A 23645-nucleotide genomic window follows, 5' to 3' on the forward strand; every position below is an offset into this window, starting at 1 on the left:
AGGTTTCTCCTTACAGGGCGAGTTCGCTGTTTAAAACCAGTGCCAGCAGAGCCTGGCGCGCATAGATGCCGTTACCCGCCTGCTGGAAATACCAGGCGTACGGGGTCTTGTCGACATCGGTAGTGATTTCATCGATACGCGGCAGCGGGTGCAGCACTTTCATGTTGTCGCGCGCTGTACCGAGATCGGCCGCGCGCAGAATGAACTGCGCTTTGACGTTGGCATACTCGGACGGGTCGAGCCGCTCTTTCTGGACCCGTGTCATGTAGAGAATATCGAGCTGCGGCATCACCGCCTCGAAGCTGTCGTGTCGTGACCAGGGGATCTGCTTCTCATCCAGCATATCGGTGATGTAGGCGGGCATCGCCAGCGCATCGGGCGCAATAAAGTAGAAGCGGTTGCCTTCAAACTTCGCCAGCGCCTGGGTCAGCGAGTGGACGGTGCGGCCATACTTCAGGTCACCGACCATCGCCACATTCAGCTGATTCAGACGACCCTGGGTTTCCTGAATGGTGAAGAGGTCCAGCAGCGTCTGGGTCGGATGCTGGTTTGCCCCATCACCCGCGTTGAGGATCGGGATGCCATTGGAGAACTCGGTCGCCAGCCGGGCCGCGCCTTCCTGCGGATGACGCATCACAATCGCATCAACATAGGTGCTGATAACTGAAATGGTGTCGGCCAGGGTTTCTCCCTTCTTGCCCAGCGAGGTATTGCTGCCGTCAGCAAAGCCGACCGCTGACGCGCCCAGACGATGGATCGCGGTTTCAAACGACAGGCGCGTTCGGGTTGACGCCTCAAAGAAGCAGCTGGCGATGACCTTGTGCTTCAGCAGTTCCGGCTGCGGGTTGGCTTTAAGCTGTGCCGCGGTCTGCAGCGTCAGTTCCAGCTCTTCGCGACTGAGGTCGTTGATTGAAATAATGTGCTTGCGATATAGCGGGTTAGCCATAGCTTTCTCCTCTGCGCGGCCGGATTGCGGGCAAAAAAAAGCCCCTGCTTAAGGGGCTTTTTTAAGATCGGGTCGATGACCGAAAGAAACAGCAGCACCGCCTGCGGTCAGGCGTGATTGAGCATCAAATTGTCCGCTGTGCTGTCGCATGTTTCCTCCGGCAAATTGGGCCGCATTATACCCGTTCGCCGCAGAGCAGCAAGAGGAAAACGTTTGCGGGCCGGCCGCCGGTGCGCGCCCGGCAGCGAAACAGGGCAACTGCGGCGGACGCTGTCGGATGAGAACCGCGTCCGGTGGCCGCGGCCTCTCAGCGCTGGCCCAGCGTCGCCACCATAACCGCTTTGATGGTGTGCATACGGTTCTCGGCCTGATCGAAAACGATGCTGTGCGGCGACTCAAAGACCTCATCGCTGACTTCCATGCCGTTGGGCAGATTGTACTGTTCCGCCATCTGCTGGCCCAGCGTGGTCTGATCGTCATGGAAAGCGGGCAGGCAGTGCAGGAATTTCACCTGCGGGTTGCCGGTCAGATCCAGCATCGCCCGGTTGACCTGATAGTCACGCAGCAGGGCAATACGCTCGGCCCAGACCGCTTTGGCTTCGCCCATCGACACCCAAACATCGGTGTAGATGAAATCCGCATCTTTCACACCACTGGCAATATCCTCGGTGAGGGTAATCTTTCCGCCAGTCTGCTGTGCCACTTCGCGGCACTGCGCGACCAGTTCGTCCTCCGGCCAGCAGCTCTTCGGCGCCACCAGACGCAGATCCAGACCGACCTGGGCGGCGGCTTCCAGCATGGTGTTGCCCATGTTGTTGCGCGCATCACCGACATAGACCAGCGTCATCTCGCTGAGTTTTTTATCTGGCAGATGTTCCTGCATCGTCAGCAGGTCGGCCAGCAACTGGGTCGGATGAAACTCGGTAGTCAGGCCGTTCCACACCGGCACACCGGCATGTTCTGCCAGCGTCTCCACCAGCTCCTGACCGTAACCGCGATACTGAATGCCATCGTACATGCGGCCCAGCACGCGCGCGGTGTCGCGCATTGACTCTTTATGGCCGATCTGACTGCCACTCGGGCCGAGATAAGTGACGTTTGCACCCTGATCGTAAGCGGCAACTTCGAAAGAGCATCGGGTACGGGTCGAGTCTTTTTCGAAGATGAGCGCGATGTTTTTGCCTTTCAGATACTGCACTTCGCTGGCGCTTTTTTTCGCCTTTTTTAATTCAGCGGAAAGGGAGAGCAGGTAATCGATTTCGGCGGGGGTAAAATCCAGAAGTCTGAGAAAATGACGCTGATACAACTGACTCATACAACGCTCCGGTAAGCATTAAAGTGAATTAAAATTCAATCTAACCGTATGAATATTCATTTTCAAGTCTGGGACGAATAAACTTTCGGTTTTGTGTAGTGGCGCGACAGGCAGTGTGGGAAAATAATTGTTTATTGCCGAACTCAGAGAGGACATCGTTATGGCATATGAAGCATTACTGGAAGAGCAGCAGGAAGAGACACGGCAGATCATCGAAGAGCTGCTGGAGGATGGCAGCGATCCTGATGCGCTCTATACCATCGAGCACCATCTCTCCTGCAATAACTTTGACTCACTGGAAAAAGCCGCTGTTGACGCGTTCAAGCTGGGTTATGAAGTGACCGAACCGGAAGAGCTGGAGCTGGAAGATGGCACCACGGTGATGTGCGTCGACATCATCAGTGAATCCGCGCTGAATCCGGAGCTGATCGATGCGCAGGTTGAGCAGCTGGTGAATCTCATCGGTAAGTACAACGTTGATTACGACGGCTGGGGCACCTATTTCGAAGATCCCGACGCCGAAGATGAAGATGACGAAGACGACGCCATTGAAGATGAAGACGATAATGGTGTTCGCCACTAAGTAGCCGGGGCGGAGAGCTCTCCGCCTGTCACCCTCGCCACGCCCTTTGACATCATGAACTACGCACCTTTACTTGAACCGATTTATCAGTTTCTGCACTGCCGCACGCCCCAGGCCTGGATTGGTGAGGCACGCAAGCCGGAAAATCTGACCCTGCTGTTAACCGACCATCTGGTCTGCGAGCTGAAAGCAACGATGGGAGTATTTAACGCAGATAATAGTATTCCGGAATAATTTATTCTTTGAATAATGCTTTAAAACTAAGGCTGGTTAATGACGCTTTAAATTTTCGTTAAATTATAAGAACGCAGATGATTTCCCTGACCAAGATTTTAGTATCATTGCAATCCGCTATATTAGCTGTTGTATCAATAATAATGCCATTTTGCGCCAGCCGAAGGCTAAATCAGAATATAGTTGTATAACAAAAACGAGTTCAAAATCCAGACATAGACAGTTTGTAATTATTTTATTTAGATTAGGTACAGCATGGCCGTCTTCTATTCTTGACCAGTGGCCTGAGTTATTTCAAAATTTTAGCCATTGCTCTCTGAATGAGCCCCCTCTTTAACCTTAAGGCATAAAGAATTGATCCGAAAATAACAGCAGGTTACAAAATAAGATTGGAATTCTGCATCATGCCTTGTATTCGTTTAACGTATACGGTAGTGTTAGCTAACAGATCTATCTGCAGTATACCTGATAATAATAAAATTCCTTACGAGGTACTTAATGAAGCAAAAATTTGCACGTTATGAGATGCATAAATATTGGGGAAAAAAACCTTCAGGTGATTTGCTACATTTAATCGAAAAATACTCAAATAAAGGTGATTTAGTTTTTGATCCCTTTGCTGGTTATGGTGTTTTTGTGTGCGAAGCATACATAAATGGACGTAATGCTATAGGTAATGATCTGAACCCTGCGTCAGTCTTTATACAAGAGCAATTGCTTGAAAAAAACATCGATATTGATAAATTCAAAAATGAAATTAATGAAATAATTAAAGATCTAAATTATTTAAATGAGCAATGGTTCACTGGGATTTGCCCATCATGTGGGAAAAAAGCTGATGTTATAGCTACGCTTAGAGGAAAAGACGATTCACCGCTAATGAACAAAGTTAGTTGCACTTGTTCAAAAGCGGCGATTGAGTACAAACTCGAAAAGAGTGAGGTCTTAAAACTAAAAGAGTCAGAAGATAATATTGTGATGCCACCTCATCCGTGTACAGAACTCATCCGGAATGGCCGGATTAGCGCGTTAGATAATATGACAACTGATTCATTATTCACTAAGAGAACGCTGATTTGCCACATTTCATTATTCGATAGAATAAATAGTATTGAGAACAAATTAGTCCGTGACTTTGCGATGCTTGTTTTTACCTCTAATTTAGCTAACTGCTCTAAACTTGTACCGCCAATAAATTCACGTGGGCCTATGGCTCCGGGAGCCTGGATGACGGGGTTCTATATTGGCAATACTTATCTTGAAAACAATGTATTCCACTACTTTAAAAACAGAGTTGCAAAGGCGATAGCTGGTAAGCTTGATTTTTACCAAAAAAATAACCATGTAAGCTGTATAACAGATTTAGGAAAAGTTGCTGATACAAAAAAATTTAAAAATACTACTCGTGGTTATTTGATTACTCAAAGTGATACAAAAAAACTACCGTTTCAGGATAATTCAATCGATTATATATTTACAGATCCGCCATACGGAGACTCCGTCCCTTATTTTGAACAAAGTGTAATATGGAACACCTGGCTGCAAAAGGAAGTTGATTACAGTAATGAAGTTGTTGTGACTGACGCTAAAGTAAGAAATAAGAGAATCGAAGAATTTACCGATGATATTAATAAGTGCATAAAAGAAATATATCGGGTTCTTAACCCTGAAAAATATTTCAGCATTACATTTCACTCTATATCAGGTGGTGAATGGTATGCTGTAACCCGTGCTTGTCTTGAGGCTGGTTTCACTTTGCATGAGCTAAAGCTCTTGACACAAAAAACGTTTTCACCGCGTCAGTTGAACAGAAAAATGACTATCAAAGGCGATATTTTAATTACGTTTCAAAAAACCAAAAAAAGGCCGACTCTTACTGAGTTAGGTTTTGATGAAACGATAAAATTAGTAAAGTGGAAAACACAGGAGCTTTTAGAAAAGCGGCCCGCAACAACTAATGAAATTTTTGTACATCTTCTCGTCCATATCTTTAGTAATCACATTCTTTTCCACAATGTTAATTTTATGTCAATACTTTTAGATAATTTTGCTATTTCTGAACATGGATTGTGGGCATCAAAAATGACAGCGGCGTAAAGCCACTGTCATTTTTCGCATTAATCTGTTACCAGCACCGATACCGAATTGACTATATAGGCGCCTTCAAGCCCTTTGTCTTTAGTATAATAGTATTTTATTTCATTTAAATTGCCACTGGAGATATCATTTAATTTTTCAGTAACACGTTTGGAAATTTCTTCTAAATTACCTTTCAGTGGCCTTGCATCTTCGAGTGAATCCTTATAAGCCAAAAACACAAAAAATCTATTATTATTTTTGAAAAGACGCTCACCCTGGAATTTGTAATTCCACCATTCAATTTTTTTTAAATGTCCAGATAATTTATTAACTAAATCCCGTCTTTTTTTAAAGAAATCGTTGATGAAATCCTTGCTAACATCGGGCGATCTTTCCATTAATATTTCAATGAGTTCATCTTTTTTAAGTCCTCCAAAGTTTGGTAGGCTATATGATTTCTTATATTTTTTGTAATGGTTTTTTATTTCCTCTATTTCTGAGGGGTTTTCACCGATTGCGAATGAGTCGTCACCATCAGAGGTTTCTGTAATTCCTTTTGTAAATAAGTCAAAAAAGTCATCCGATATATGAGTGATTTTCAGATCAAAAGGAATGATTTTGTCATCAATTTTTACCATAAAATCTACGTATTTTATCTTACGGAGTGTAGGGATTACATTGGCATGGTTGTTGAATATATGTTCTACCAGATCATTTGTCACCTGATTATAGTACTGCCAAAGAATATATCCTTTGATAGTCCCCTGGAGTAATTTCTCTACTTTAATCTCCAGGTCTTCCTTGGTTTTAATACTTTTATCGCGAACAAGCTGTTTAGCTGTGTCATTAAGATTGTCATTTCTGACCCCACATTTAACTTCACCATATTCCTTGATGATACCTGGAAGATGAACCTCTTGCTCAAGCCTTTCGTCACGAACTTCAGGATATTTACACTTGATATAATCTATTAAGTCTTCTTCGGAAATATCGGAATTGAAAAGCCTTTCATATAAAAAATCGATTTTATTACTTCCTGAATTCTGAATGCTGTTTTTTTCCAGTAGCTCCATTAAATGATGGCTATCTAAAGAACGTACGAGCAAATATCTGCTAAAGTTTTCTTCCTTTTGGAGTACGTATAAATCCGTATCATTTTTTCCAAAAAGTTTATGTATTTCATTGAATTGCATAGTATCTTGCCTTCTTAAAGTTAAACCACAAAAACTAATATGATGCTTTAAATAAACTGAAGCCTCTTTGTTAAGCCGGTCAACTTATACTGTTGGCGAGGCCCTGAAGTAACCGGTGTTGAGGTTTACATCTCTCCGTTGGTGCAATATTATCCTGTATTATCTAATTGAAAATTTTCTGAAAGTTAGCCTGAAAGATGAAAATAAAAAACATTAAGGATTTCGAAAATCAATCTTGCGCGAAATATTACACTAATAATAATTTAATGTCGAAGTGAGCAGGGCGGTGCTTATAATGTTTTTGTTGGATAGATTAAATTTAATTATTTTCCATTTAACGCGGAATTTATGGTGCGGTATAAATTTTTATATCGGGTATCTGGTTTTTTACGTGGTTTAGCTCATTTTTGAAAAGAGGTTTTAAGTCAGGAGGTAATCTAATATGCTTTTTTTCTGGCGCACAGGTGGAAACAGTACAGCTATGTTCATTTTTTGTCAAAGGATATTGCATCTCAATCTTTCCCCCTCTGACTGAAGAAACGGATGGATTTCTTAATTATTTTCTCCTGCTTCAGTCGTTCCGCTTTTGTGCTAATATTCTGCTTTTGGAGCGAAACGCTTTTCCCTGCGCTACCAGATTTATGATCATTTTTACAGAATTGGCTGGCTGGACAGAAATTGGTTTGACTGCCATGTGTCAGCGGGTTTTCGCGGGCAATATATTGTAATAGACCATATCAAATGAAATGATCCGAGTATAATGGTTTAACTGTAACGGATAGTTACTTTTTTAACCAATCATCGAAATAATTTTCACTTAAGCTTGGCAGTTTTTAGCAGCATTGGCAATAAAAGAAAAACCAACAAGCCTATGCTCAGGTCAGTGAGATTTTTTGTTCAATCATAATAAAAGCATTATACCAGTTCAGAGCGCAATATTCACAAGAGCTAAATTATCTGAATTTCGAAATTAACCTGGAGTACTTTTTGTGGCGCGTACATCGAGGCGCGCTCATGCGAACGGTTCGCCAGTCTGGCACCTTATCTTGATGATGAGCTGGCGAAGTTCTATCTGTCGCTGTTGCGCTCCGAGGCGCGGCACTATCAGGACTATCTGACCCTGGCGGCGCAGATTGCGGCGAAAGATATCACGCCACGGGTGCAGGCGATTGGCGTTACAGAAGGGCGGTTAATCAGCGAGCCGGACACCGAACTCCGTTTTCACAGCGGCGTACCGGCGTTCTGAACCTGACCCGCTGTTACAGCGCTTTCAGCATCCGCACTTCGCAGTCGACATGGCCGGTGCAGCCCATCGCGCCGTCGATATGTGCAAAGCCCAGCGATTCGTACAGTTTGATCGCCCGCGTCAGGCTGGCGGTGGTTTCCAGATAGCAGCGGCGGAAGCCGTGACGGCGTGCATGTTCCATCGCCCGTAGCGCCAGCTCGCGTGCCAGCCCCTGACCGCGTATAGCTGGCAGGAAATACATCTTCTGCAGTTCGCAGATATCGGGTGCGCTGCAGGCGAGGGGGGCGACACCGCCTCCGCCGACGACCTTACCCTGATACTCAATGATCCAGTAGGCACTCTGTTCAGCACTGTAGAGCTCAAACAGCTGGTCGAGCTGGGGATCGGAAACGGTATAACCTTTATCCGCGGTCAGGCCGAACTCGGCGGAGACATCGCGGATCACCTGGGCAATATGTGGATTATCGGCGGCAGTAATCGGCCGCACCTGGAGGTCAGAACGCGGGTTGGCGCTGGTCGTCATCATCTCTTCCGGATTTGTACGAGGTCAATAAAAAAGCCGGGCAAGCCCGGCTTTAAGAATAAGCTGTCAGCTAAGACGCTTACAATGCCGCAATGACCGCCTGCTGTTCAATCAGTTTTGCTTTTGACTGTTGCAGTTCAGCGACGCGCTCGCGCTCTTTCGCCACCACCGCTTCCGGGGCGCGCGAAACGAAGCCTTCGTTCGCCAGCTTGGTTTCGATCTTCTCGATCTCCACATCCAGCTTAACCAGCTCTTTCGCCAGACGCTCCAGCTCGGCGGTTTTATCCACCAGATCCGCCATCGGGATCAGCAGCTCTGCGCCTTCAACCAGCTTGGTTACCGATACCGGGCCTTTCTCGCCCGCAGGCAGAATGGTCAGGCTTTCCAGACGCGCCAGGCGCGACAGGAAGTTGCGGTTCGCCTCGACGCGACGCAGCGCGGCAGGGGAGCAGTCACGCAGCAGCACATCCAGCGGCTTACTCAGAGCGATGTTCATTTCGGCACGGATATTACGCACCGCCACGATCGCCTGTTTCATCCACTCAATGTCCGCTTTCGCTTCGGCATCTTCTTTCGCCGCATCGTACTGCGGGAACGGCTGCAGCATGATGGTGTCGTCGCTGATGTTTTTCAGCACTTTCACACGCTGCCAGATGGTTTCGGTAATAAACGGAATGATCGGGTGCGCCAGGCGCAGCAGCGCTTCCAGCACATGCACCAGCGTATGACGGGTGCCACGCAGTTCCGCTTCGCTGCCGCTGTTCATCACCGGCTTAGTCAGCTCCAGATACCAGTCACAGAACTGGTTCCAGGTGAAGTCATACAGGATGTTGGCGGCGATATCGAAGCGATAGCTGTCCAGCGCTTCGCGGTACGCTTTCACCGTGTTGTTGAACTCGGTCAGGATCCAGCGATCGGCAAGCGACAGCGTCATGTCGCCGCCGTTCTGTCCGCAATCCTGATCTTCGGTGTTCATCAGCACAAAGCGGCTGGCGTTCCACAGCTTGTTACAGAAGTTGCGATACCCTTCCAGGCGCTTCATGTCCCAGTTGATGTCGCGGCCGGTAGAGGCCAGCGCCGCCAGGGTGAAACGCAGCGCATCGGTGCCTGATGGCTCGATGCCGTCCGGGAACTGCTTCTCGGTACGTTTGCGGATCTTCTCTGCCAGCTGCGGCTGCATCATGTTGCCGGTACGTTTTTCCAGCAGCGCCTCCAGCGAGATGCCGTCGACCATATCCAGCGGGTCAATCACGTTGCCCTTGGATTTCGACATCTTCTGACCCTCTTCATCACGGATCAGGCCGGTCATGTAGACGGTTTTAAACGGCACCTGCGGTTTGCCGTTTTCATCTTTGATGAAGTGCATGGTCAGCATGATCATGCGGGCAATCCAGAAGAAGATGATGTCGAAGCCGCTGACCAGCACGCTGGTCGGGTGGAAGGTGCGCAGCGCTTCGGTGTTTTCCGGCCAGCCCAGGGTAGAGAAGGTCCACAGGCCCGAGGAGAACCAGGTATCCAGCACGTCATCATCCTGACGCAGCGCCACATCGGCGGCCAGGTTGTTCTCTGCGCGTACCTCGTCTTCGGTGCGGCCAACATAGACGTTGCCGTTCTCGTCATACCACGCCGGGATGCGGTGACCCCACCAGAGCTGACGGGAAATACACCAGTCCTGAATATCACGCATCCAGGAGAAGTACATGTTTTCATACTGCTTCGGCACGAACTGAATGTCGCCGTTCTCCACCGCTTCAACCGCGACTTTCGCCAGCGGAGCCGTACGCACGTACCACTGGTCGGTCAGCATCGGTTCGATGACCACACCGCCACGGTCGCCGTAAGGCACGGTCAGGTCGTGAGGTTTGATCTCATCCAGCAGACCCAGCGCATCGACGGCGGCGACAATCGCTTTACGCGCAGCGAAGCGTTCCATTTTCTGGAAAGCGGCCGGGATCTCGTCTGAGCAGGCGTCGCTCGCTTCACCGTTGGTGTCGTAAACCTGCGCGCGTTCGCGGATATCACCGTCAAAGGTCAGGATGTTGATCATCGGTAACCGATGACGGCGACCGACTTCGTAGTCGTTGAAGTCATGCGCCGGGGTGATCTTGACGCAGCCGGTGCCTTTTTCCATGTCGGCGTGTTCATCACCGACGATTGGGATCAGACGGCCCACCAGCGGCAGCATCACAAATTTGCCGATCAGATCCTTGTAGCGCGGATCTTCCGGGTTAACGGCCACGCCGGTATCGCCCAGCAGGGTTTCCGGACGGGTGGTCGCTACCACCAGATAATCTTTGCCGTCGGCCGTTTTTGCGCCTTCAGCCAGCGGATAGCGGATGTGCCACATCGAGCCTTTGCTCTCGCGGTTTTCCACTTCCAGATCGGAGATCGCGGTGCGCAGTTTCGGGTCCCAGTTCACCAGGCGTTTGCCACGGTAGATCAGGTTCTCTTTATAGAGACGAACAAACACCTCTTTAACGGCGTTGGAGAGCCCTTCGTCCATCGTGAAGCGTTCGCGCTCCCAGTCGACGGAGTTACCCAGACGGCGCATCTGACGGGTGATGGTGCCGCCAGACTCGGCCTTCCACTGCCAGATTTTGTCGATGAAGGCGTCGCGGCCATAATCCTGGCGCGTTTTGCCCTCTTCAGCCGCAATTTTGCGCTCAACCACCATCTGCGTGGCGATGCCCGCGTGGTCGGTACCCGCCTGCCACAGGGTGTTTTTTCCCTGCATGCGCTGGTAACGGATCATGGTGTCCATGATGGTTTGCTGGAAGGCGTGACCCATGTGCAAGCTACCGGTGACATTCGGCGGCGGAATCATGATGCAAAAGCTTTCCTGGCGGGTATCGCCATTCGGTTTGAAGTAGCCCTGCTTTTCCCAATGCTCGTAAAGCGGCTGCTCGATATCTTGCGGGTTATATGTCTTTTCCATTTCTGCTATGTCGTTTGCGGCTGTGGTGGCGCTGCCGTATTCAATTGGAATCCAACGCTGCGATACGCTTTATAGCGGTCGCGCGCCAGTTGTTTGAGAGCGTCCTCGTGAGGAACGAAGTCTATCACTTCATGGAAAGCAGTAGCAAAATCTGCGAAGTGGGGCAGCAGGCTAATCAGCAGGTCACGCGGTGAACTGCCGCGACGCTGTGGCCATGCCAGCTCGACGGGCGCACCATAGCGCGGGCCTTCACCCGCCAGATTGTGTGGCACAAAGGCGTTCGCCGGTCGTTGCCACAGCGCTTCATCCAGACGAATGGCCTGCTGTTCATCTTCACAGGCGATCAACACCCGCTTCCCGGCCCGCCAGCGTGTTTCTGCCAGATCGCACACCAGCGCTTCAACGGCGCTCAGGCCATCACTGGGGACATCGGTTTCCAGCACGTAGAAGGTTGCGTTTTTCATCGGTTAGCTCATCAGAAGATCAGGGGCGGAATCAGATCCGCCCCAGCTGCCAGAAAAGAGGGCGCTTAGTCGTCGCCGTTCAATCCTGCCCGATTCAACAGGAACTGCGACAGCATCGGAACCGGGCGTCCGGTCGCGCCTTTAGCCTTGCCGGATCGCCAGGCGGTGCCGGCGATATCCAGGTGCGCCCAGTTATATTTGCGGGCAAAGCGGGCCAGGAAGCAGGCTGCGGTAATCGCGCCGCCAGGACGGCCGCCAATGTTACCCATATCGGCAAAGTTGGACTCCAGCTGCTCCTGGAACTCATCCGCCATCGGCAGACGCCAGGCGCGGTCGCCCGACTGCTCTGAGGCGCTGATCAGCTCATGCGCCAGCGGATTGTGGTTCGACAGCAGGCCGCTGATGTGGTGGCCCAGTGCGATCACGCAGGCACCGGTCAGCGTTGCCACGTCGATCACCACGTCCGGATCGAAACGTTCGACATAGGTCAGCGCGTCACACAGCACCAGACGACCTTCGGCATCGGTGTTCAGCACTTCAACCGTCTGGCCCGACATGGTGGTCAGGACATCGCCCGGACGCATTGAGCGGCCATCCGGCATGTTTTCACATCCGGCCAGCACGCCCACCACGTTCAGCGGCAGGTTCAGCTCCGCCACCATCCGCATCACGCCATAGACGGCCGCTGCGCCGCACATGTCATACTTCATTTCGTCCATGCTGTCGGCTGGCTTGATGGAGATGCCGCCGGAGTCAAAGGTCAGCCCTTTACCCACCAGCACAATCGGACGCGCATCGGCATCCGGATTGCCTTTGTATTCGATCACTGACATCAGCGATTCGTTTTGCGAACCGGCACCGACGGCAAGGTAAGCGTTCATGCCCAGCTCTTTCATCTGCTGTTCGCCAATCACCCGGGTCGTGACATTTTTGCTGAAGGCATCGGCCAGCTGACGCGCCTGCGACGCCAGATAAGCCGCGTTGCAGATATTAGGCGGCATGTTGCCCAGATCTTTCGCGGCTTTCGTACCGGCTGCAACGGCTAAGCCGTGCTGAATCGCCCGTTCGCCGCTGGTGAGTTCACGGCGGGTTGGCACGTTAAAGACCAGCTTGCGCAGCGGACGACGCGGCTCTGCTTTATTACTCTTAAGCTGATCAAAATTGTAGAGCGCCTCTTTTGAGGTCTCCACCGCCTGACGCACTTTCCAGTACGTATTACGGCCTTTGACGTGCAGCTCGGTCAGGAAGCAGACCGCTTCCATTGAACCGGTGTCGTTGAGCGTATTAATAGTTTTCTGAATCACCTGCTTGTACTGACGCTCATCCAGCTCACGCTCTTTACCGCAGCCAATCAGCAGAATACGCTCAGACAGGATATTTGGCACATGATGCAGCAGCAGTGTCTGGCCCACTTTTCCTTCCAGCTCGCCACGGCGCAGCAGGGCGCTGATATAGCCGTCGCTGATTTTATCCAGCTGCTCGGCAATCGGTGACAGACGACGCGGTTCGAAAACGCCAACGACAATGCAGGCACTGCGCTGTTTTTCCGGGCTTCCGCTTTTTACACTGAACTCCATGCACTCTCCTGAATCTTAAAGACAACGGCCGCTGCTGCCGCTAGAATGTAGCGCGCTCATGACCCATTTATTCATTGTCGCAGCATGACATTCTGCCGCTGGAGGTCATAATGAATCAGGGTGACAAGATGTTGTTTTTTCACCACCCGGACGCGTTTTTCATACAATTTTAGCTACGACGACGGCCATTGATGAAGAAAAATGGCTGATAAGCGTTGAAACTAGCGATTTTCCTGCAAAAAGACAAGTTTTCACAGGCGTACTAAGCGTGATCATCATTAGATATCTGGTTCGGGAAACGCTCAAAAGCCAGCTGGCTATCCTGTTTATCCTGCTGCTCATCTTCTTTTGTCAGAAGTTAGTCAGGATCCTGGGTGCCGCGGTGGATGGCGAAGTGCCGACAAATCTCGTTCTGACCTTGTTAGGACTGGGTGTGCCTCAAATGGCACAACTTATACTGCCCTTAAGTCTGTTTCTGGCGATTCTGATGACGCTGGGACGACTCTACACGGAAAGTGAAATTACCGTGATGCACGCCTGCGGCCTGAGCAAGGCCGTGCTGGTCAAAGCTGCGATGGTGCTGATGCTGTTTACCTCCCTGGTGGCGGCCGTCAACGTTATCTGGCTGGGACCCTGGTCATCCCGCTATCAGGATGAGGTGACGCAGAACGCCAAGGCGAATCCGGGCGCGGCGGCGATGGCTGCCGGACAGTTCCAGACCTCCAGCGACGGCAGCGCCGTGCTGTTTGTCGAGGATGTGAAGGGTAACCAGTTTGGTAACGTCTTCCTGGCGCAGCTGCGGCCAAAAGGCAATGCGCGGCCTTCCGTGGTGCTGGCCGACAGCGGTCATCTGGAGCAACACAAAGACGGTTCTCAGGTCGTGACGCTGGATAAAGGCACGCGCTTTGAGGGCACGGCGCTGCTGCGCGATTTCCGCATCACCGACTTCCACGATTATCAGGCGGTGATTGGGTATAAAGCGGCGACGCTCGATCCCAACGATTCCGAGCAGGCGAGTATGACCGACCTGTTCGCGAATAAAACGCCTGATTTCAGGGCCGAACTGCACTGGCGCCTGACGCTGGTCTTCTCGGTGCTGGTGATGGCGCTGATGGTGGTGCCGCTCAGCGTGGTGAACCCGCGCCAGGGCCGCGTGCTGTCGATGCTGCCTGCTATGCTGCTCTATCTGATCTTCTTCCTGCTGCAAAGCTCCCTGAAGTCGAGCGGGGCGAAAGGGCGACTGGATCCGGGCATCTGGATGTGGGTGGTGAACATCAGCTATCTGGTGCTGGCGGTGCTTCTTAACCTGTGGGATACGGTGCCGATGCGTCGGATTCGCGCCCGCTTCACCCGCGGAGGGTCAGTCTGATGTTTCGCGTTCTTGACCGCTATATCGGTAAAACCATCTTTAATACCATCATGTTGACGCTGTTCATGCTGGTGTCGCTCTCCGGCATCATCAAGTTCGTCGATCAGCTGCGCAAGACCGGCCAGGGCAGCTACAGCGCCCTGAGCGCCGGCTATTACACTCTGCTCAGCGTGCCCAAAGATATTGAGATATTCTTCCCGATGGCAGCCCTGCTGGGTGCGCTGCTGGGACTGGGCGCGCTGGCGCAGCGCAGCGAGCTGGTGGTAATGCAGGCGGCGGGCTTTACCCGCATGCAGGTGGCGCTCTCCGTAATGAAAACAGCGATTCCGCTGGTGCTGCTGACAATGGCGATTGGTGAGTTTGTGGCACCGTCGGGCGAGCAGATGGCGCGTAACTACCGGGCTCAGCAGCTTTACGGCGGCGCACTGGTTTCGACGCAGAACGGTCTGTGGGCTAAAGATGGTAACAACTTCATCTACATTGAGCGCATTAAAGGCGACAATCAGATTGATGGCGTCAGCATCTATAACTTCAACGATCAGCGTCGTCTGCAGAGCGTACGTTACGCGGCGACAGCAACATGGGATGCGGCTAAGAAGCGCTGGCTGCTGTCGCAGGTGGATGAGTCAGACCTGACCGATCCAAAGCAGATCACCGGCTCCCAAAGCCTGAGCGGCGAATGGAAAACCAACCTGACGCCAGACAAGCTGGGTGTGGTGGCGCTGGATCCGGATGCGTTGTCGATTCGCGGCCTGCACAGCTACAGCAAGTATCTGAAGCAGAGCGGTCAGGAAGCGGGACGTTATCAGCTCAATATGTGGAGCAAGATTTTCCAGCCACTGTCGGTGGCGGTGATGATGCTGATGGCGCTGTCGTTTATCTTTGGTCCGCTGCGTAGCGTGTCGATGGGCGTGCGGGTGGTCACCGGTATCAGTTTTGGCTTCCTGTTCTACGTGCTGGATCAGATTTTTGGCCCGCTGAGCCTGGTTTATGGTCTGCCGCCGGTTCTGGGGGCGATTCTGCCCAGTTTCGCGTTCTTCGCAATCAGTATGTTTATGCTGATTAAGCGGCGCTAAGCGCAGTAAACGCAGTAAAAGAAAAGGCCGCGACAGCGGCCTTTTTTGTGACTGGCCTGCAGGCTCCCGCAATTTTAAGTCTGAGCATGACAGACTCAGCGGCTTTCGTCTTCACGGACGGCCGGTTTGTGACGGGGAAGCAGGCTCGGGGCGCCTGGTCTTCCGCCAGGACACAAAACCTCTGGCTCGCGATGCTGTGCAGCAGGTGCAGGTTTTCCTCGCTTTACGTCCGGGTGCCATCGGGGCGTCATGCTTACTGCGGCTGAACGCCTGGCCATCCGTGGCCCGCCAGGGGGCTGCAGGTCTGTATCTCTCGCTTGATGTCTGGCAGTCATCCGGGCGTAAGGGTGACAGCGGCGGTAAGTGGTTTCAGGCGATGCGGCTTATCCAGCCTGAGACCACCGGCAGCGCCGCGGGCAGCTGCGACAGCAGATAGAGGATCAGGCCGATGGTGCCGCCCACCAGCGTGCCGTTGATACGGATAAACTGCAGGTCTTTGCCGATATTGAGTTCAATCTGCTGCGACATGTCGCGCGCGTCCCAGCTCTTTACGGTGTCGCTGATGTGACGCGTCAGGAAGCTGGCGAACTCCGGCGCCACGCTGCGCGCCGCCTGCTCCAGATGCTGGTTCATAGAGTCGCGCAGCGCCGGATCGGCCGCCAGCATTTCTCCCAGCCACAGGGCGGCACCACGCACTTTCTCCTGCACCCGCGAATCCTCGCTGCTCAGATCGGCCTTGAGCCAGTTGCGCATATCATTCCACAGCTCACCGATGTAGCGATTGAAGGTGGCATCCTCTTTCAGCCAGCCTTTGATCTCTTCGGCGCGCGCGGCCATTTCAGGGTCGTTCTGCAGTCTGACAATCAGTTTCTCTACCGCCCGGTTAAAACCGAGGCGCAGCTCATGCCCCTGATCCATTGCCACATCATCCAGCAGGGAGTCGACCGCATTCGCAACCAGTTCGGCGCTGTGTTCACCCAGCCATTCGGTCGGCAACATTTTGGCTTTGATCGGATGTTCGCGCTTCAGCCAGCGCACCAGCTGCAGGGCGATAAACTCGCGGGTCGCGGGTTTGTGCAGCAGCTTCAGCAGCTGATCGATGGCCGCGTCCAGCAGCGCCTGATGGCGGTTATTCCGGGTCAGGCTTTCCAGCACCATGGCGCTGGTCTGGCTGAGATCCACCTTGTCGATAGCGCGATGCACGGCGCGGCGCATAAAGGTCTGGATGCGCGCGTCGTCGGTGAGATCCAGGAAGCCGCGCATCACCTGCAGCAGATGACGACCGATACGGTCGGCATTTCCAGGCGTATTCAGCCACTGTGCCAGCAGCCGGGAGGGATCGTGACGGCGGATCAGACTGAGCAGCGAATCGGTATCCAGAAACTTCTCCTGGACGAAGCGCCCCAGGTTTTCACCGATGCGATCTTTGTTGCGCGGAATAATCGCGGTGTGGCGTGAGACAAAGGGCACCGGCACCCGCCGAAACAGCGCCACAACGGCGAACCAGTCCGCCAGTGCACCGACCATCGCGGCTTCGGCAATCGCTTTAACCCCGCTGACCCAGAAGCCGGGTGGCAGAAAAAGGGTGACAATAAAGGTGGCGGCGGCCAGCAGCAACAGCAGCAGGGCCAGGTGCTTCATCCGTTTCAGTTCGTGTTGTTTATCCATAACCTGATCTTAGCAGAGAGCCGGGTTTACCGACGACGGCCACCCAGCAGGCTGCCGAGTACGCCACGGATGATCTGACTGGTGATCTGGCGGGTGGCGCTTTTCGCCATCGTCTGCACTACCCCATCATGCCTGCCGCCGCGCGGGCCGGTATGACCAAAAAGAATATCTTTCAGTCCGCCGAGGATGCCGTTGTCGACGGCAACATCGCCGCCTTTGGCCGGCGGCGCGCTGGCCTTATCGCTGGCGGCCTGAACCCCCTGCTGCAGCTTTTCAAACGCCGATTCGCGGTCGACTTCAGTATCATATTTACCATACAGCGGGGAGTGATTGATCAGACCGTTGCGTTCATCACCGGTGACCGGCCCCATGCGCGAACCGGGCGCAATTACCATCGCGCGCTCCACGACTGACGGGCTGCCTTTCTCATCCAGGAAGGAGATTAGCGCTTCGCCGGTGCCCAGCGCCTGAATCGCTTCCACGCTGTCAAAGGCCGGATTGGTGCGCAGGGTCTCGGCCGCGGTTCTGACCGCTTTCTGATCCCGCGGCGTAAAGGCGCGCAGGGCGTGCTGGACGCGGTTGCCGAGCTGGCCCAGCACCCGATCGGGGATGTCGGCCGGATTCTGCGTGACAAACCAGACGCCGACACCTTTCGAGCGGATCAGCCGCATCACCTGTTCAATCTTTTCCAGCAGCACCGGCGGCGCGTCGGTGAACAGCAGATGCGCCTCATCAAAGAAGAAGACCAGCTTTGGCTTATCCAGATCGCCCGTTTCCGGCAGGTGTTCATACAGTTCCGACAGCAGCCACAGCAGACTGGTGGCGTAGAGTTTTGGCATCTGGCAGAGCTTTTCAGCAGCGAGGATGTTGATGACTCCTTTGCCGTTGCTGTCGACGCGCATCCAGTCGGCGATATCCAGCATCGGTTCACCAAAGAAGTGTTCCGCACCCTGCTGCTCCAGCGTCAGCAGTCCGCGCTGAATGGCACCGACAGAGGCGCTGTTAATGTTGCCGTAGTGACTCTGAAAGCTTTTCGCGTTGTCACCGATGTACTGCGTCATGGCCCGCAGATCTTTGAAGTCCAGCAGCAACAGGCCCTGGTCATCAGCGATGCGGAAAATAATCTGCAGCACGCCACTCTGCACCTCATTGAGGTTCAGCAGGCGCGCCAGCAGCAGCGGCCCGAGATCGGAGACGGTGGCGCGCACCGGATGGCCTTTCTCGCCGAAGATATCCCACAGCACCACCGGATTGCTCTGCGGCTGCCAGTCGGTCACGCCGATTTTTGCCAGTCGCGCCTGCAGCTTTTCACCGGACTGACCCGCCATTGCCACGCCGGTCAGATCGCCTTTCACGTCGGCCATAAAGACCGGCACGCCGCTGGCGGAGAACGCTTCGGCCAGCTTCTGCAGCGTGACGGTTTTACCGGTGCCGGTCGCACCCGTGATCAGGCCGTGACGGTTGGCCATCTGCGGTAACAGGTGAAGTTCGGTTTCGGGGGTACGCGCAATCAGTAGCGGGGCAGTCATGCTTTTCACTCCTGGCTAAAGGGTATGCCTGAAGGATAGCAAGCCGGACGTCGGCAGGGGGAGAACAATCTGCCAGAAAAGGCGCCGCTGCCTGCCACGCAGCGGCCTGAAGCGGGTTTACTTCTGTACCTCTTCGAAGTTAAGCAGGCTGACGCCGATGCCCTGCTGCAGATGGCTGAGATTACTGCGCACCGCCACCTGAACCGCGCCCTGTAACAGCACGACAAACGGCGAATCCTGCTGGATGCGGGTCTGCAGCCCGGTGTAGAGGCTGCGGCGCTTCACTGCGTCGCTTTCTCCGGCGGCGGCGCGGGTCTGCGCGCTTAATTCCGGGATGGACCAGCCGACACGCCACGCCAGGGTTTTGCCGCCGCCCGGCACGTTAAAGGCAAAGGTGCTGGCGTTGGTATTGGGATCGATGTAGTCCGCGCCCCAGTAAGTGAAGATCGCCTGGAAGTCACGGCTGCGCATTTTGCTCCACAGCTCTGATTCCGCCACCGGCTGGAGATCGAGCTGCACATCCGCTTTGGCAAAGCTCGCCTGCAGCGCCTGCGCTACATCAATGTAAGGGGGCTGGTTCACCACCGTCAGCGCGATGCGGGTGCCCGGTTTAATGCCGCCTTTCTGCAGGATCGCCTGCGCCTTTTTCAGATCGTAGTGAAACGGCGTACCGTTCAGCGCGCCGTCGAATCCGTCCGGCAGGAAACTCTGATGAATGCGGTACTGACCTTTCAGCAGCTGGTTTGCCAGGCTGTCATAGTCGACCAGCCAGCGGGCCGCCTGCCACAGGGCCGGATTGCCCAGTGCCGGTTGCTGCGGGCTTTGGGTGTTAAAGCCGACGTAGTAGATCAGGCTGGACGGGAAGGCGTCGACGCGCACATCCGGCACGCTTTTCAGTGCCGCAATCTGGTCCGGGCCAAGCTGATAGGCGACATCCACGTCGCCCTGCTGAAGCAGCAGGCGGCGGCTGCCGGGATCGGCGACCCCTTTCAGCAGCACTCGTTTCAGGTGCGGCTTCTGCGTGCTGTGGGGGTTCGCCTCGAGCACCAGTGCCTGCAGCGGCACAAACTGTCTGATGGCATACGCGGCGCTGCCAGCGGAGTGCGTCTTCAGCCAGCCGTTGCCGTAGTCATTATTGCTGCCGTGTGCCTGCGCCACTTTGCTGTCGACAATTGAGGCGACCGGCGCGGTCAGCAGGCGCAGCGCCAGATCGCTGCCGATCTCCGCAGGCCAGCGCAGCTCAAGCTGGTGGTCATTTAGTACTGTGAACTGCTGGTCGATGTTTTCCGGCGTCCAGCCAAACTCGCCCAGGATAAAAGAAGGTGCCTTGTTGAGCTTTACCGCACGGGTTAAGGAGAAGACCACATCCTGCGCGGTCAGCGGATTGCCGCTGGCGAAGCGGGCCTGCGGGTTAAGGTCAAACACCAGGCTGTGAGGCGTTTTTCCCGGCTGCCAGCGCGTGGCCGCCAGCGGTGATAGCTGCTGCGGATTTTGATGATCCGGCGCCAGCAGCATCTGATAGATATTGCGCAGGCTGCTGTTGCTAATCGTTTCAAAACTTTCGGCCGGGTCAAAACTGATAATGCCATCCAGCGGAACGGCGACCACCAGCGTATCGGCAGGCGTCGCGGCGTGGGCGGCGTGAGACAGCGCCAGAGCGGTAAAGAGTGATAAGAGCGTTTTGCGCATCGGAAAGGATCCTGAGTCGTCGATGTGCTCTACACTACCGGGCGGCGGATAATCTCAAAATGCCGGTTTGTTCTATGCTTTGCACAATATTTTGCGTCGAGGGATCTGCAAAAAGAGAAAACAGAATAGTATCTTTGCGTTATTATCTCGCAGCGAAAAGAACAGAAAAAATAAAAAGAGTGACCGCAAACCATCACAGATTGCGCATTGTCTGATAGCCTCGCCACGATTATTACGTCAGGATAAGCGTCTGAGAAGATAAGCCTGCAGGAAAATATGATATTTATTTACTGGTTATTTAGCGTGATGATAACAGCGGTAAAATAATAACCCTTATTTCTGCGTTGAAATGGCTAAATACCCGATTTTTATATGGATTTATCAGTAATTTTCCCGCTGTAACTCTCTTTCCTCTTTGTTACCCCTCCGCAACAGCATGATAAACTTTCACTCTGAAATATTTTAAATTCAATTTTTACATTCAGAAATAGTTATATCCCTAAGATTGCCAGGTTATTAACCGATATGTTCCGTTAGTCACCGAACCATAATTTTACCTGCCTTTCCCTGTTCTGCCGTCGTCTGTCTTGTGTGTTCATCTCTGCGGAGCATTTTCCGCCTGCACGCATTTTTTTCGCGCCGGAACAGATAAGCCAGGTATTCAGCAGATGAGAGTCGTGCGGATATGCTGTTAGAAAAACCCACCACCAGGCGTAAATTTTTGCTCGGTTCACTGCTGGCGCTGCCGCTCAGTGAACTGGTCTTCAAAGGCCTTACCGCGGCGCAGGCTGCGGAGATGGCCGCTCCCGAGTTAGCCGATTACAAACCGATCTTTTTCAGTGCCGATGAGTGGCAGTTTATTCTGGCCGCAACCGACCGTCTGATTCCGGCGGGCGGCAAAGGCAAAGCGCCAGGCGCGCTGGAAACCAACGTGCCGATCTTCATCGACCAGCAGCTGCACAGCGAAGCCTTTGGCAGCGAAATCTATCTGCAGGGTCCATTCAATACCCAGGCACCGGCGACGCTGGGCTATCAGATCCCGTTTCGTCCTCAGCAGATCTACAAGACCGGGATCCGGCTGATCGATCAGTGGTCGCAGAACACCCACCAGAAAGCGTTCCATGCGCTGACGCTGGAGGAGAAAGATGCGGTGCTGACCCAGGTGAACAAAAACCAGATTGATTTTGCCGCGCTGGGCGAGGCCGATCTCAAACCGGCTCACTTCTTCAGCCAGCTGCTCTCCGATACCAAACATGGCTACCTGGCCGACCCGATGTACGGCGGTAATAAAGGCATGAAAGCCTGGATCGCCATCGGCTTCCCTGGCGCGCGTGCCAGCTTCACCGAATGGGTGAAACAGCACAACGTGCCTTATCCGCTGGGCCCGGTCAGCATCAGGGGCGAACGCGCATAAGGCGCTTCCACATCAGGTAAACAGGATTATCATGGCACAGGTTACTAAGAAAGAAGTCGACGTCGTGGTCTGCGGCCTCGGCTGGGCAGGCTCACTGATGAGCATCGAGCTGGCGCTGGCAGGTCTGGAAGTGCGCGCGCTGGAGCGCGGCGGCGATCGCGATTATGACGAATTCGCCTACCCGAAACCGGCGGATGAATATGCTTATGCGGTGCGCAACAAGGTGTTTGCGACCCCCGCCGAAGTGGCGGTCACCGTGCGCTACAACAGCAGCCAGACGGCCCTGCCAACCCGTAAGTGGGGCGCGTTTGCGCCGGGCACGGGCGTGGGCGGCGCCGGGATGCACTGGACGGCGGTTTTGATCCGTCCGACCCCGACCGATATCAAACTCAAGACCTACGTGGATCAGGCATACAAGCCGGGCATCCTGCAGGAAGATATGCGGGTGATGGACTTCCCGTTCAGCTGGGAAGAGATTGAGCCTTACTACTATAAATTCGAACTGATCTGCGGTCAGTCGGGCAACACCGGCAACCTGCGCGGCAAAATTCTGGAAGGCGGCGATCCCTTTGAAGGTCCGCGTTCTGAGCCTTATCCGCTGCCTGCGCTGGATGACACGCTGAACAACGTGATGTTTAAAGAGGCGGCCACGAAGCTGGGTTATCATCCGTTCCCGAACCCGTCGGCCTGTGTGTCGCGCGCGTGGAAAAACCCCTACGGCAACCAGATCGCCCCGTGTAACTACTGCGGCTACTGCAGCAAATACCCCTGCCTGAACTACTCCAAAGCCTCGCCGCAGACTGCGGTGATGGATTCGCTGAAGCGTATGCCGAACTTCTCCTATGAAGTGAACGCGGAAGTGATCAAGGTCGTGCTGAACGGTGATAAGAAAACCGCGAAAGGGGTGATCTATATTGATGCGCAGGGCAACGAGTGCTTCCAGCCCGCGAAAATTGTGGTGCTGAGCAGCTTCCAGCTCTACAACGTGCGGCTGATGCTGCTCTCCGGTATCGGTAAGCCTTATAACCCGATCACCGAAGAGGGCGTGGTCGGCCGCAACTATGCGTTCCTGTCGAACGGCGGCGCGACCCTGTTCTTCAAAGATAAGCACTTCAATCCTTATGCCACCGCGGGCGCGACCGGCCAGATGTTTAACGATATCTCGCCAGGCAATTTTGACGGTCCGTCGCTGGGCTTCCTCGGCGGCGCGAAGATCCACAGTTCGCAGGCGACCGGAACGCCGATCAGTACCGCGCTGCCAAAAGGCACGCCATCCTGGGGCATGGGCTACAAAGAGGGGCTGGAGGAGTGGTATGGGCATTCGATGAAGATCAGCATCACCACCACCTGCCAGTCTTACCGCGATATCTATCTGGATCTCGATCCGAACTACAACGATCACCGCGGACTGCCGCTGCTGCGCATGACCTTTAACTGGAAAGAGAATGAGCTGAAGCTGCAGCAGCATCTGAAGGGTATCGTCGGCAACATCGCCAAAGAGCTGAACCCGGACAGCATGAGCATGAGCTTCCTGCCGATGGGCGCAGATTTCGATATCACCAAATATGTCTCCACCCACAACGTGGGCGGCGCGGTGATGGGCGATAACCCGAAAACCTCGGCGCTCAACAAGTACCTGCAGAGCTGGGATGTGCATAACGTCTTTGTGCCGGGCGGCAACGCCTTCCCGCAGAACTTCCAGGCGAACCCGACCGATACCATCGGTGCGATTACCCTGATGGCGGCACAGGCAATCAAAGATCACTACCTGAAAAATCCCGGTCCACTGGTACAGGCATAAGCGC

The 23645-nt window shown here is 53.5% G+C and carries 17 protein-coding genes and 1 pseudogene; 8 read left to right on the plus strand and 10 right to left on the minus strand.

What is annotated here, in order from left to right; translation table 11 throughout:
* Positions 1 to 10: 10 nt before the first annotated feature.
* Together pyrB and argF are read right to left on the minus strand one after the other, a co-directional pair.
* The gene (gene pyrB, locus ACLHDD_RS17635) at positions 11 to 946 is read right to left on the minus strand and encodes an aspartate carbamoyltransferase (RefSeq protein ID WP_427105083.1); all 936 of its coding nucleotides are present in this window, start codon (positions 944 to 946) and stop codon (positions 11 to 13) included.
* Between the two features lie 307 nt (positions 947 to 1253).
* On the minus strand, positions 1254 to 2261 hold the full coding sequence (argF, locus tag ACLHDD_RS17640; RefSeq protein ID WP_427105084.1) for an ornithine carbamoyltransferase: 1008 nt from the start codon (positions 2259 to 2261) through the stop codon (positions 1254 to 1256).
* A 160-nt stretch (positions 2262 to 2421) separates the two neighbouring features.
* Between argF and rraB the strand changes: the two genes are divergently transcribed.
* The 3 genes and pseudogenes from rraB to ACLHDD_RS17655 all read left to right on the plus strand — a co-directional run bounded on the left by rraB (position 2422) and on the right by ACLHDD_RS17655 (position 5175).
* Positions 2422 to 2844 carry a ribonuclease E inhibitor RraB gene (gene rraB / locus ACLHDD_RS17645; RefSeq protein WP_111138543.1) on the plus strand — a complete coding sequence of 141 codons (423 nt, stop codon included), beginning with the start codon at positions 2422 to 2424 and terminating at the stop codon, positions 2842 to 2844.
* Between the two features lie 54 nt (positions 2845 to 2898).
* Positions 2899 to 3036, plus strand: a pseudogene (gene miaE, locus ACLHDD_RS17650) (tRNA isopentenyl-2-thiomethyl-A-37 hydroxylase MiaE); the annotation flags it as partial.
* Positions 3037 to 3576: 540 nt separating this feature from the next.
* Entirely contained in the window at positions 3577 to 5175 is a 1599-nt protein-coding gene (locus ACLHDD_RS17655; RefSeq protein WP_427105085.1) for a DNA methyltransferase, read from the plus strand.
* Positions 5176 to 5195: 20 nt separating this feature from the next.
* On the opposite strand, the gene ACLHDD_RS17660 is transcribed toward ACLHDD_RS17655, so the two are convergent.
* Positions 5196 to 6350 carry a hypothetical protein gene (locus tag ACLHDD_RS17660; RefSeq protein ID WP_427105086.1) on the minus strand — a complete coding sequence of 385 codons (1155 nt, stop codon included), beginning with the start codon at positions 6348 to 6350 and terminating at the stop codon, positions 5196 to 5198.
* A gap of 961 nt (positions 6351 to 7311) precedes the next feature.
* Here ACLHDD_RS17660 and miaE (ACLHDD_RS17665) point away from each other — a divergent pair.
* Positions 7312 to 7596: a tRNA isopentenyl-2-thiomethyl-A-37 hydroxylase MiaE gene (miaE, locus tag ACLHDD_RS17665; RefSeq protein WP_427105231.1), complete on the plus strand. Its 285-nt coding sequence runs from the start codon at positions 7312 to 7314 to the stop codon at positions 7594 to 7596.
* A 13-nt stretch (positions 7597 to 7609) separates the two neighbouring features.
* On the opposite strand, the gene ACLHDD_RS17670 is transcribed toward miaE (ACLHDD_RS17665), so the two are convergent.
* The 4 genes from ACLHDD_RS17670 to pepA form a co-directional block, all read right to left on the minus strand.
* Positions 7610 to 8119: a GNAT family N-acetyltransferase gene (locus ACLHDD_RS17670; protein WP_427105232.1), complete on the minus strand. Its 510-nt coding sequence runs from the start codon at positions 8117 to 8119 to the stop codon at positions 7610 to 7612.
* 79 nt (positions 8120 to 8198) lie between these two features.
* Positions 8199 to 11054, minus strand: coding sequence for a valine--tRNA ligase (locus tag ACLHDD_RS17675; protein ID WP_427105087.1), 2856 nt, complete (start codon positions 11052 to 11054; stop codon positions 8199 to 8201).
* 5 nt (positions 11055 to 11059) lie between these two features.
* On the minus strand, positions 11060 to 11518 hold the full coding sequence (locus tag ACLHDD_RS17680) for a DNA polymerase III subunit chi (RefSeq protein WP_427105088.1): 459 nt from the start codon (positions 11516 to 11518) through the stop codon (positions 11060 to 11062).
* 65 nt (positions 11519 to 11583) lie between these two features.
* Positions 11584 to 13095 (minus strand): leucyl aminopeptidase, encoded by a 1512-nt coding sequence (pepA, locus tag ACLHDD_RS17685; protein WP_427105089.1) that lies wholly within the window; start codon positions 13093 to 13095, stop codon positions 11584 to 11586.
* 268 nt (positions 13096 to 13363) lie between these two features.
* Here pepA and lptF point away from each other — a divergent pair, with 268 nt between their 5' ends.
* Together lptF and lptG are read left to right on the plus strand one after the other, a co-directional pair.
* On the plus strand, positions 13364 to 14464 hold the full coding sequence (gene lptF, locus ACLHDD_RS17690; protein WP_427105090.1) for an LPS export ABC transporter permease LptF: 1101 nt from the start codon (positions 13364 to 13366) through the stop codon (positions 14462 to 14464).
* Positions 14464 to 15540 (plus strand): LPS export ABC transporter permease LptG, encoded by a 1077-nt coding sequence (gene lptG / locus ACLHDD_RS17695; RefSeq protein ID WP_313652929.1) that lies wholly within the window; start codon positions 14464 to 14466, stop codon positions 15538 to 15540. The genes lptF and lptG overlap by 1 nt, the downstream gene beginning before the upstream one ends.
* Positions 15541 to 15909: 369 nt before the next feature.
* On the opposite strand, the gene ACLHDD_RS17700 is transcribed toward lptG, so the two are convergent.
* The 3 genes from ACLHDD_RS17700 to ACLHDD_RS17710 all read right to left on the minus strand — a co-directional run bounded on the left by ACLHDD_RS17700 (position 15910) and on the right by ACLHDD_RS17710 (position 20426).
* A complete protein-coding gene (locus tag ACLHDD_RS17700; RefSeq protein WP_427105091.1) occupies positions 15910 to 17208 on the minus strand; it encodes a DUF445 domain-containing protein in 1299 nt (432 codons plus the stop codon).
* Positions 17209 to 17234: 26 nt separating this feature from the next.
* Positions 17235 to 18737, minus strand: coding sequence for a helicase HerA-like C-terminal domain-containing protein (locus ACLHDD_RS17705; RefSeq protein ID WP_427105092.1), 1503 nt, complete (start codon positions 18735 to 18737; stop codon positions 17235 to 17237).
* A gap of 117 nt (positions 18738 to 18854) precedes the next feature.
* The gene (locus tag ACLHDD_RS17710) at positions 18855 to 20426 is read right to left on the minus strand and encodes an ABC transporter substrate-binding protein (RefSeq protein WP_427105093.1); all 1572 of its coding nucleotides are present in this window, start codon (positions 20424 to 20426) and stop codon (positions 18855 to 18857) included.
* Between the two features lie 685 nt (positions 20427 to 21111).
* On the opposite strand from ACLHDD_RS17710, the gene ACLHDD_RS17715 reads away from it, so the two are divergent.
* Complete coding sequence (locus tag ACLHDD_RS17715) at positions 21112 to 21840, plus strand: gluconate 2-dehydrogenase subunit 3 family protein (protein WP_427105094.1); 729 nt, start codon at positions 21112 to 21114, stop codon at positions 21838 to 21840.
* A 31-nt stretch (positions 21841 to 21871) separates the two neighbouring features.
* Entirely contained in the window at positions 21872 to 23641 is a 1770-nt protein-coding gene (locus ACLHDD_RS17720; RefSeq protein WP_427105095.1) for a GMC family oxidoreductase, read from the plus strand.
* The last annotated feature ends 4 nt before the right edge of the window (positions 23642 to 23645 follow it).

This window comes from Pantoea sp. NSTU24, from assembly GCF_050157905.1.
Taxonomy (GTDB): domain Bacteria; phylum Pseudomonadota; class Gammaproteobacteria; order Enterobacterales; family Enterobacteriaceae; genus Pantoea.

Coding starts and splice junctions, on each gene's coding strand:
- pyrB (WP_427105083.1), bottom strand. CDS start 946: ATGGCTAACCCGCTATATCGCAAGCACATTATTTCAATCAACGACCTC.
- argF (WP_427105084.1), bottom strand. CDS start 2,261: ATGAGTCAGTTGTATCAGCGTCATTTTCTCAGACTTCTGGATTTTACC.
- rraB (WP_111138543.1), top strand. CDS start 2,422: ATGGCATATGAAGCATTACTGGAAGAGCAGCAGGAAGAGACACGGCAG.
- ACLHDD_RS17655 (WP_427105085.1), top strand. CDS start 3,577: ATGAAGCAAAAATTTGCACGTTATGAGATGCATAAATATTGGGGAAAA.
- ACLHDD_RS17660 (WP_427105086.1), bottom strand. CDS start 6,350: ATGCAATTCAATGAAATACATAAACTTTTTGGAAAAAATGATACGGAT.
- ACLHDD_RS17670 (WP_427105232.1), bottom strand. CDS start 8,119: ATGACGACCAGCGCCAACCCGCGTTCTGACCTCCAGGTGCGGCCGATT.
- ACLHDD_RS17675 (WP_427105087.1), bottom strand. CDS start 11,054: ATGGAAAAGACATATAACCCGCAAGATATCGAGCAGCCGCTTTACGAG.
- ACLHDD_RS17680 (WP_427105088.1), bottom strand. CDS start 11,518: ATGAAAAACGCAACCTTCTACGTGCTGGAAACCGATGTCCCCAGTGAT.
- pepA (WP_427105089.1), bottom strand. CDS start 13,095: ATGGAGTTCAGTGTAAAAAGCGGAAGCCCGGAAAAACAGCGCAGTGCC.
- lptG (WP_313652929.1), top strand. CDS start 14,464: ATGTTTCGCGTTCTTGACCGCTATATCGGTAAAACCATCTTTAATACC.
- ACLHDD_RS17700 (WP_427105091.1), bottom strand. CDS start 17,208: ATGGATAAACAACACGAACTGAAACGGATGAAGCACCTGGCCCTGCTG.
- ACLHDD_RS17705 (WP_427105092.1), bottom strand. CDS start 18,737: ATGACTGCCCCGCTACTGATTGCGCGTACCCCCGAAACCGAACTTCAC.
- ACLHDD_RS17710 (WP_427105093.1), bottom strand. CDS start 20,426: ATGCGCAAAACGCTCTTATCACTCTTTACCGCTCTGGCGCTGTCTCAC.
- ACLHDD_RS17715 (WP_427105094.1), top strand. CDS start 21,112: ATGCTGTTAGAAAAACCCACCACCAGGCGTAAATTTTTGCTCGGTTCA.
- ACLHDD_RS17720 (WP_427105095.1), top strand. CDS start 21,872: ATGGCACAGGTTACTAAGAAAGAAGTCGACGTCGTGGTCTGCGGCCTC.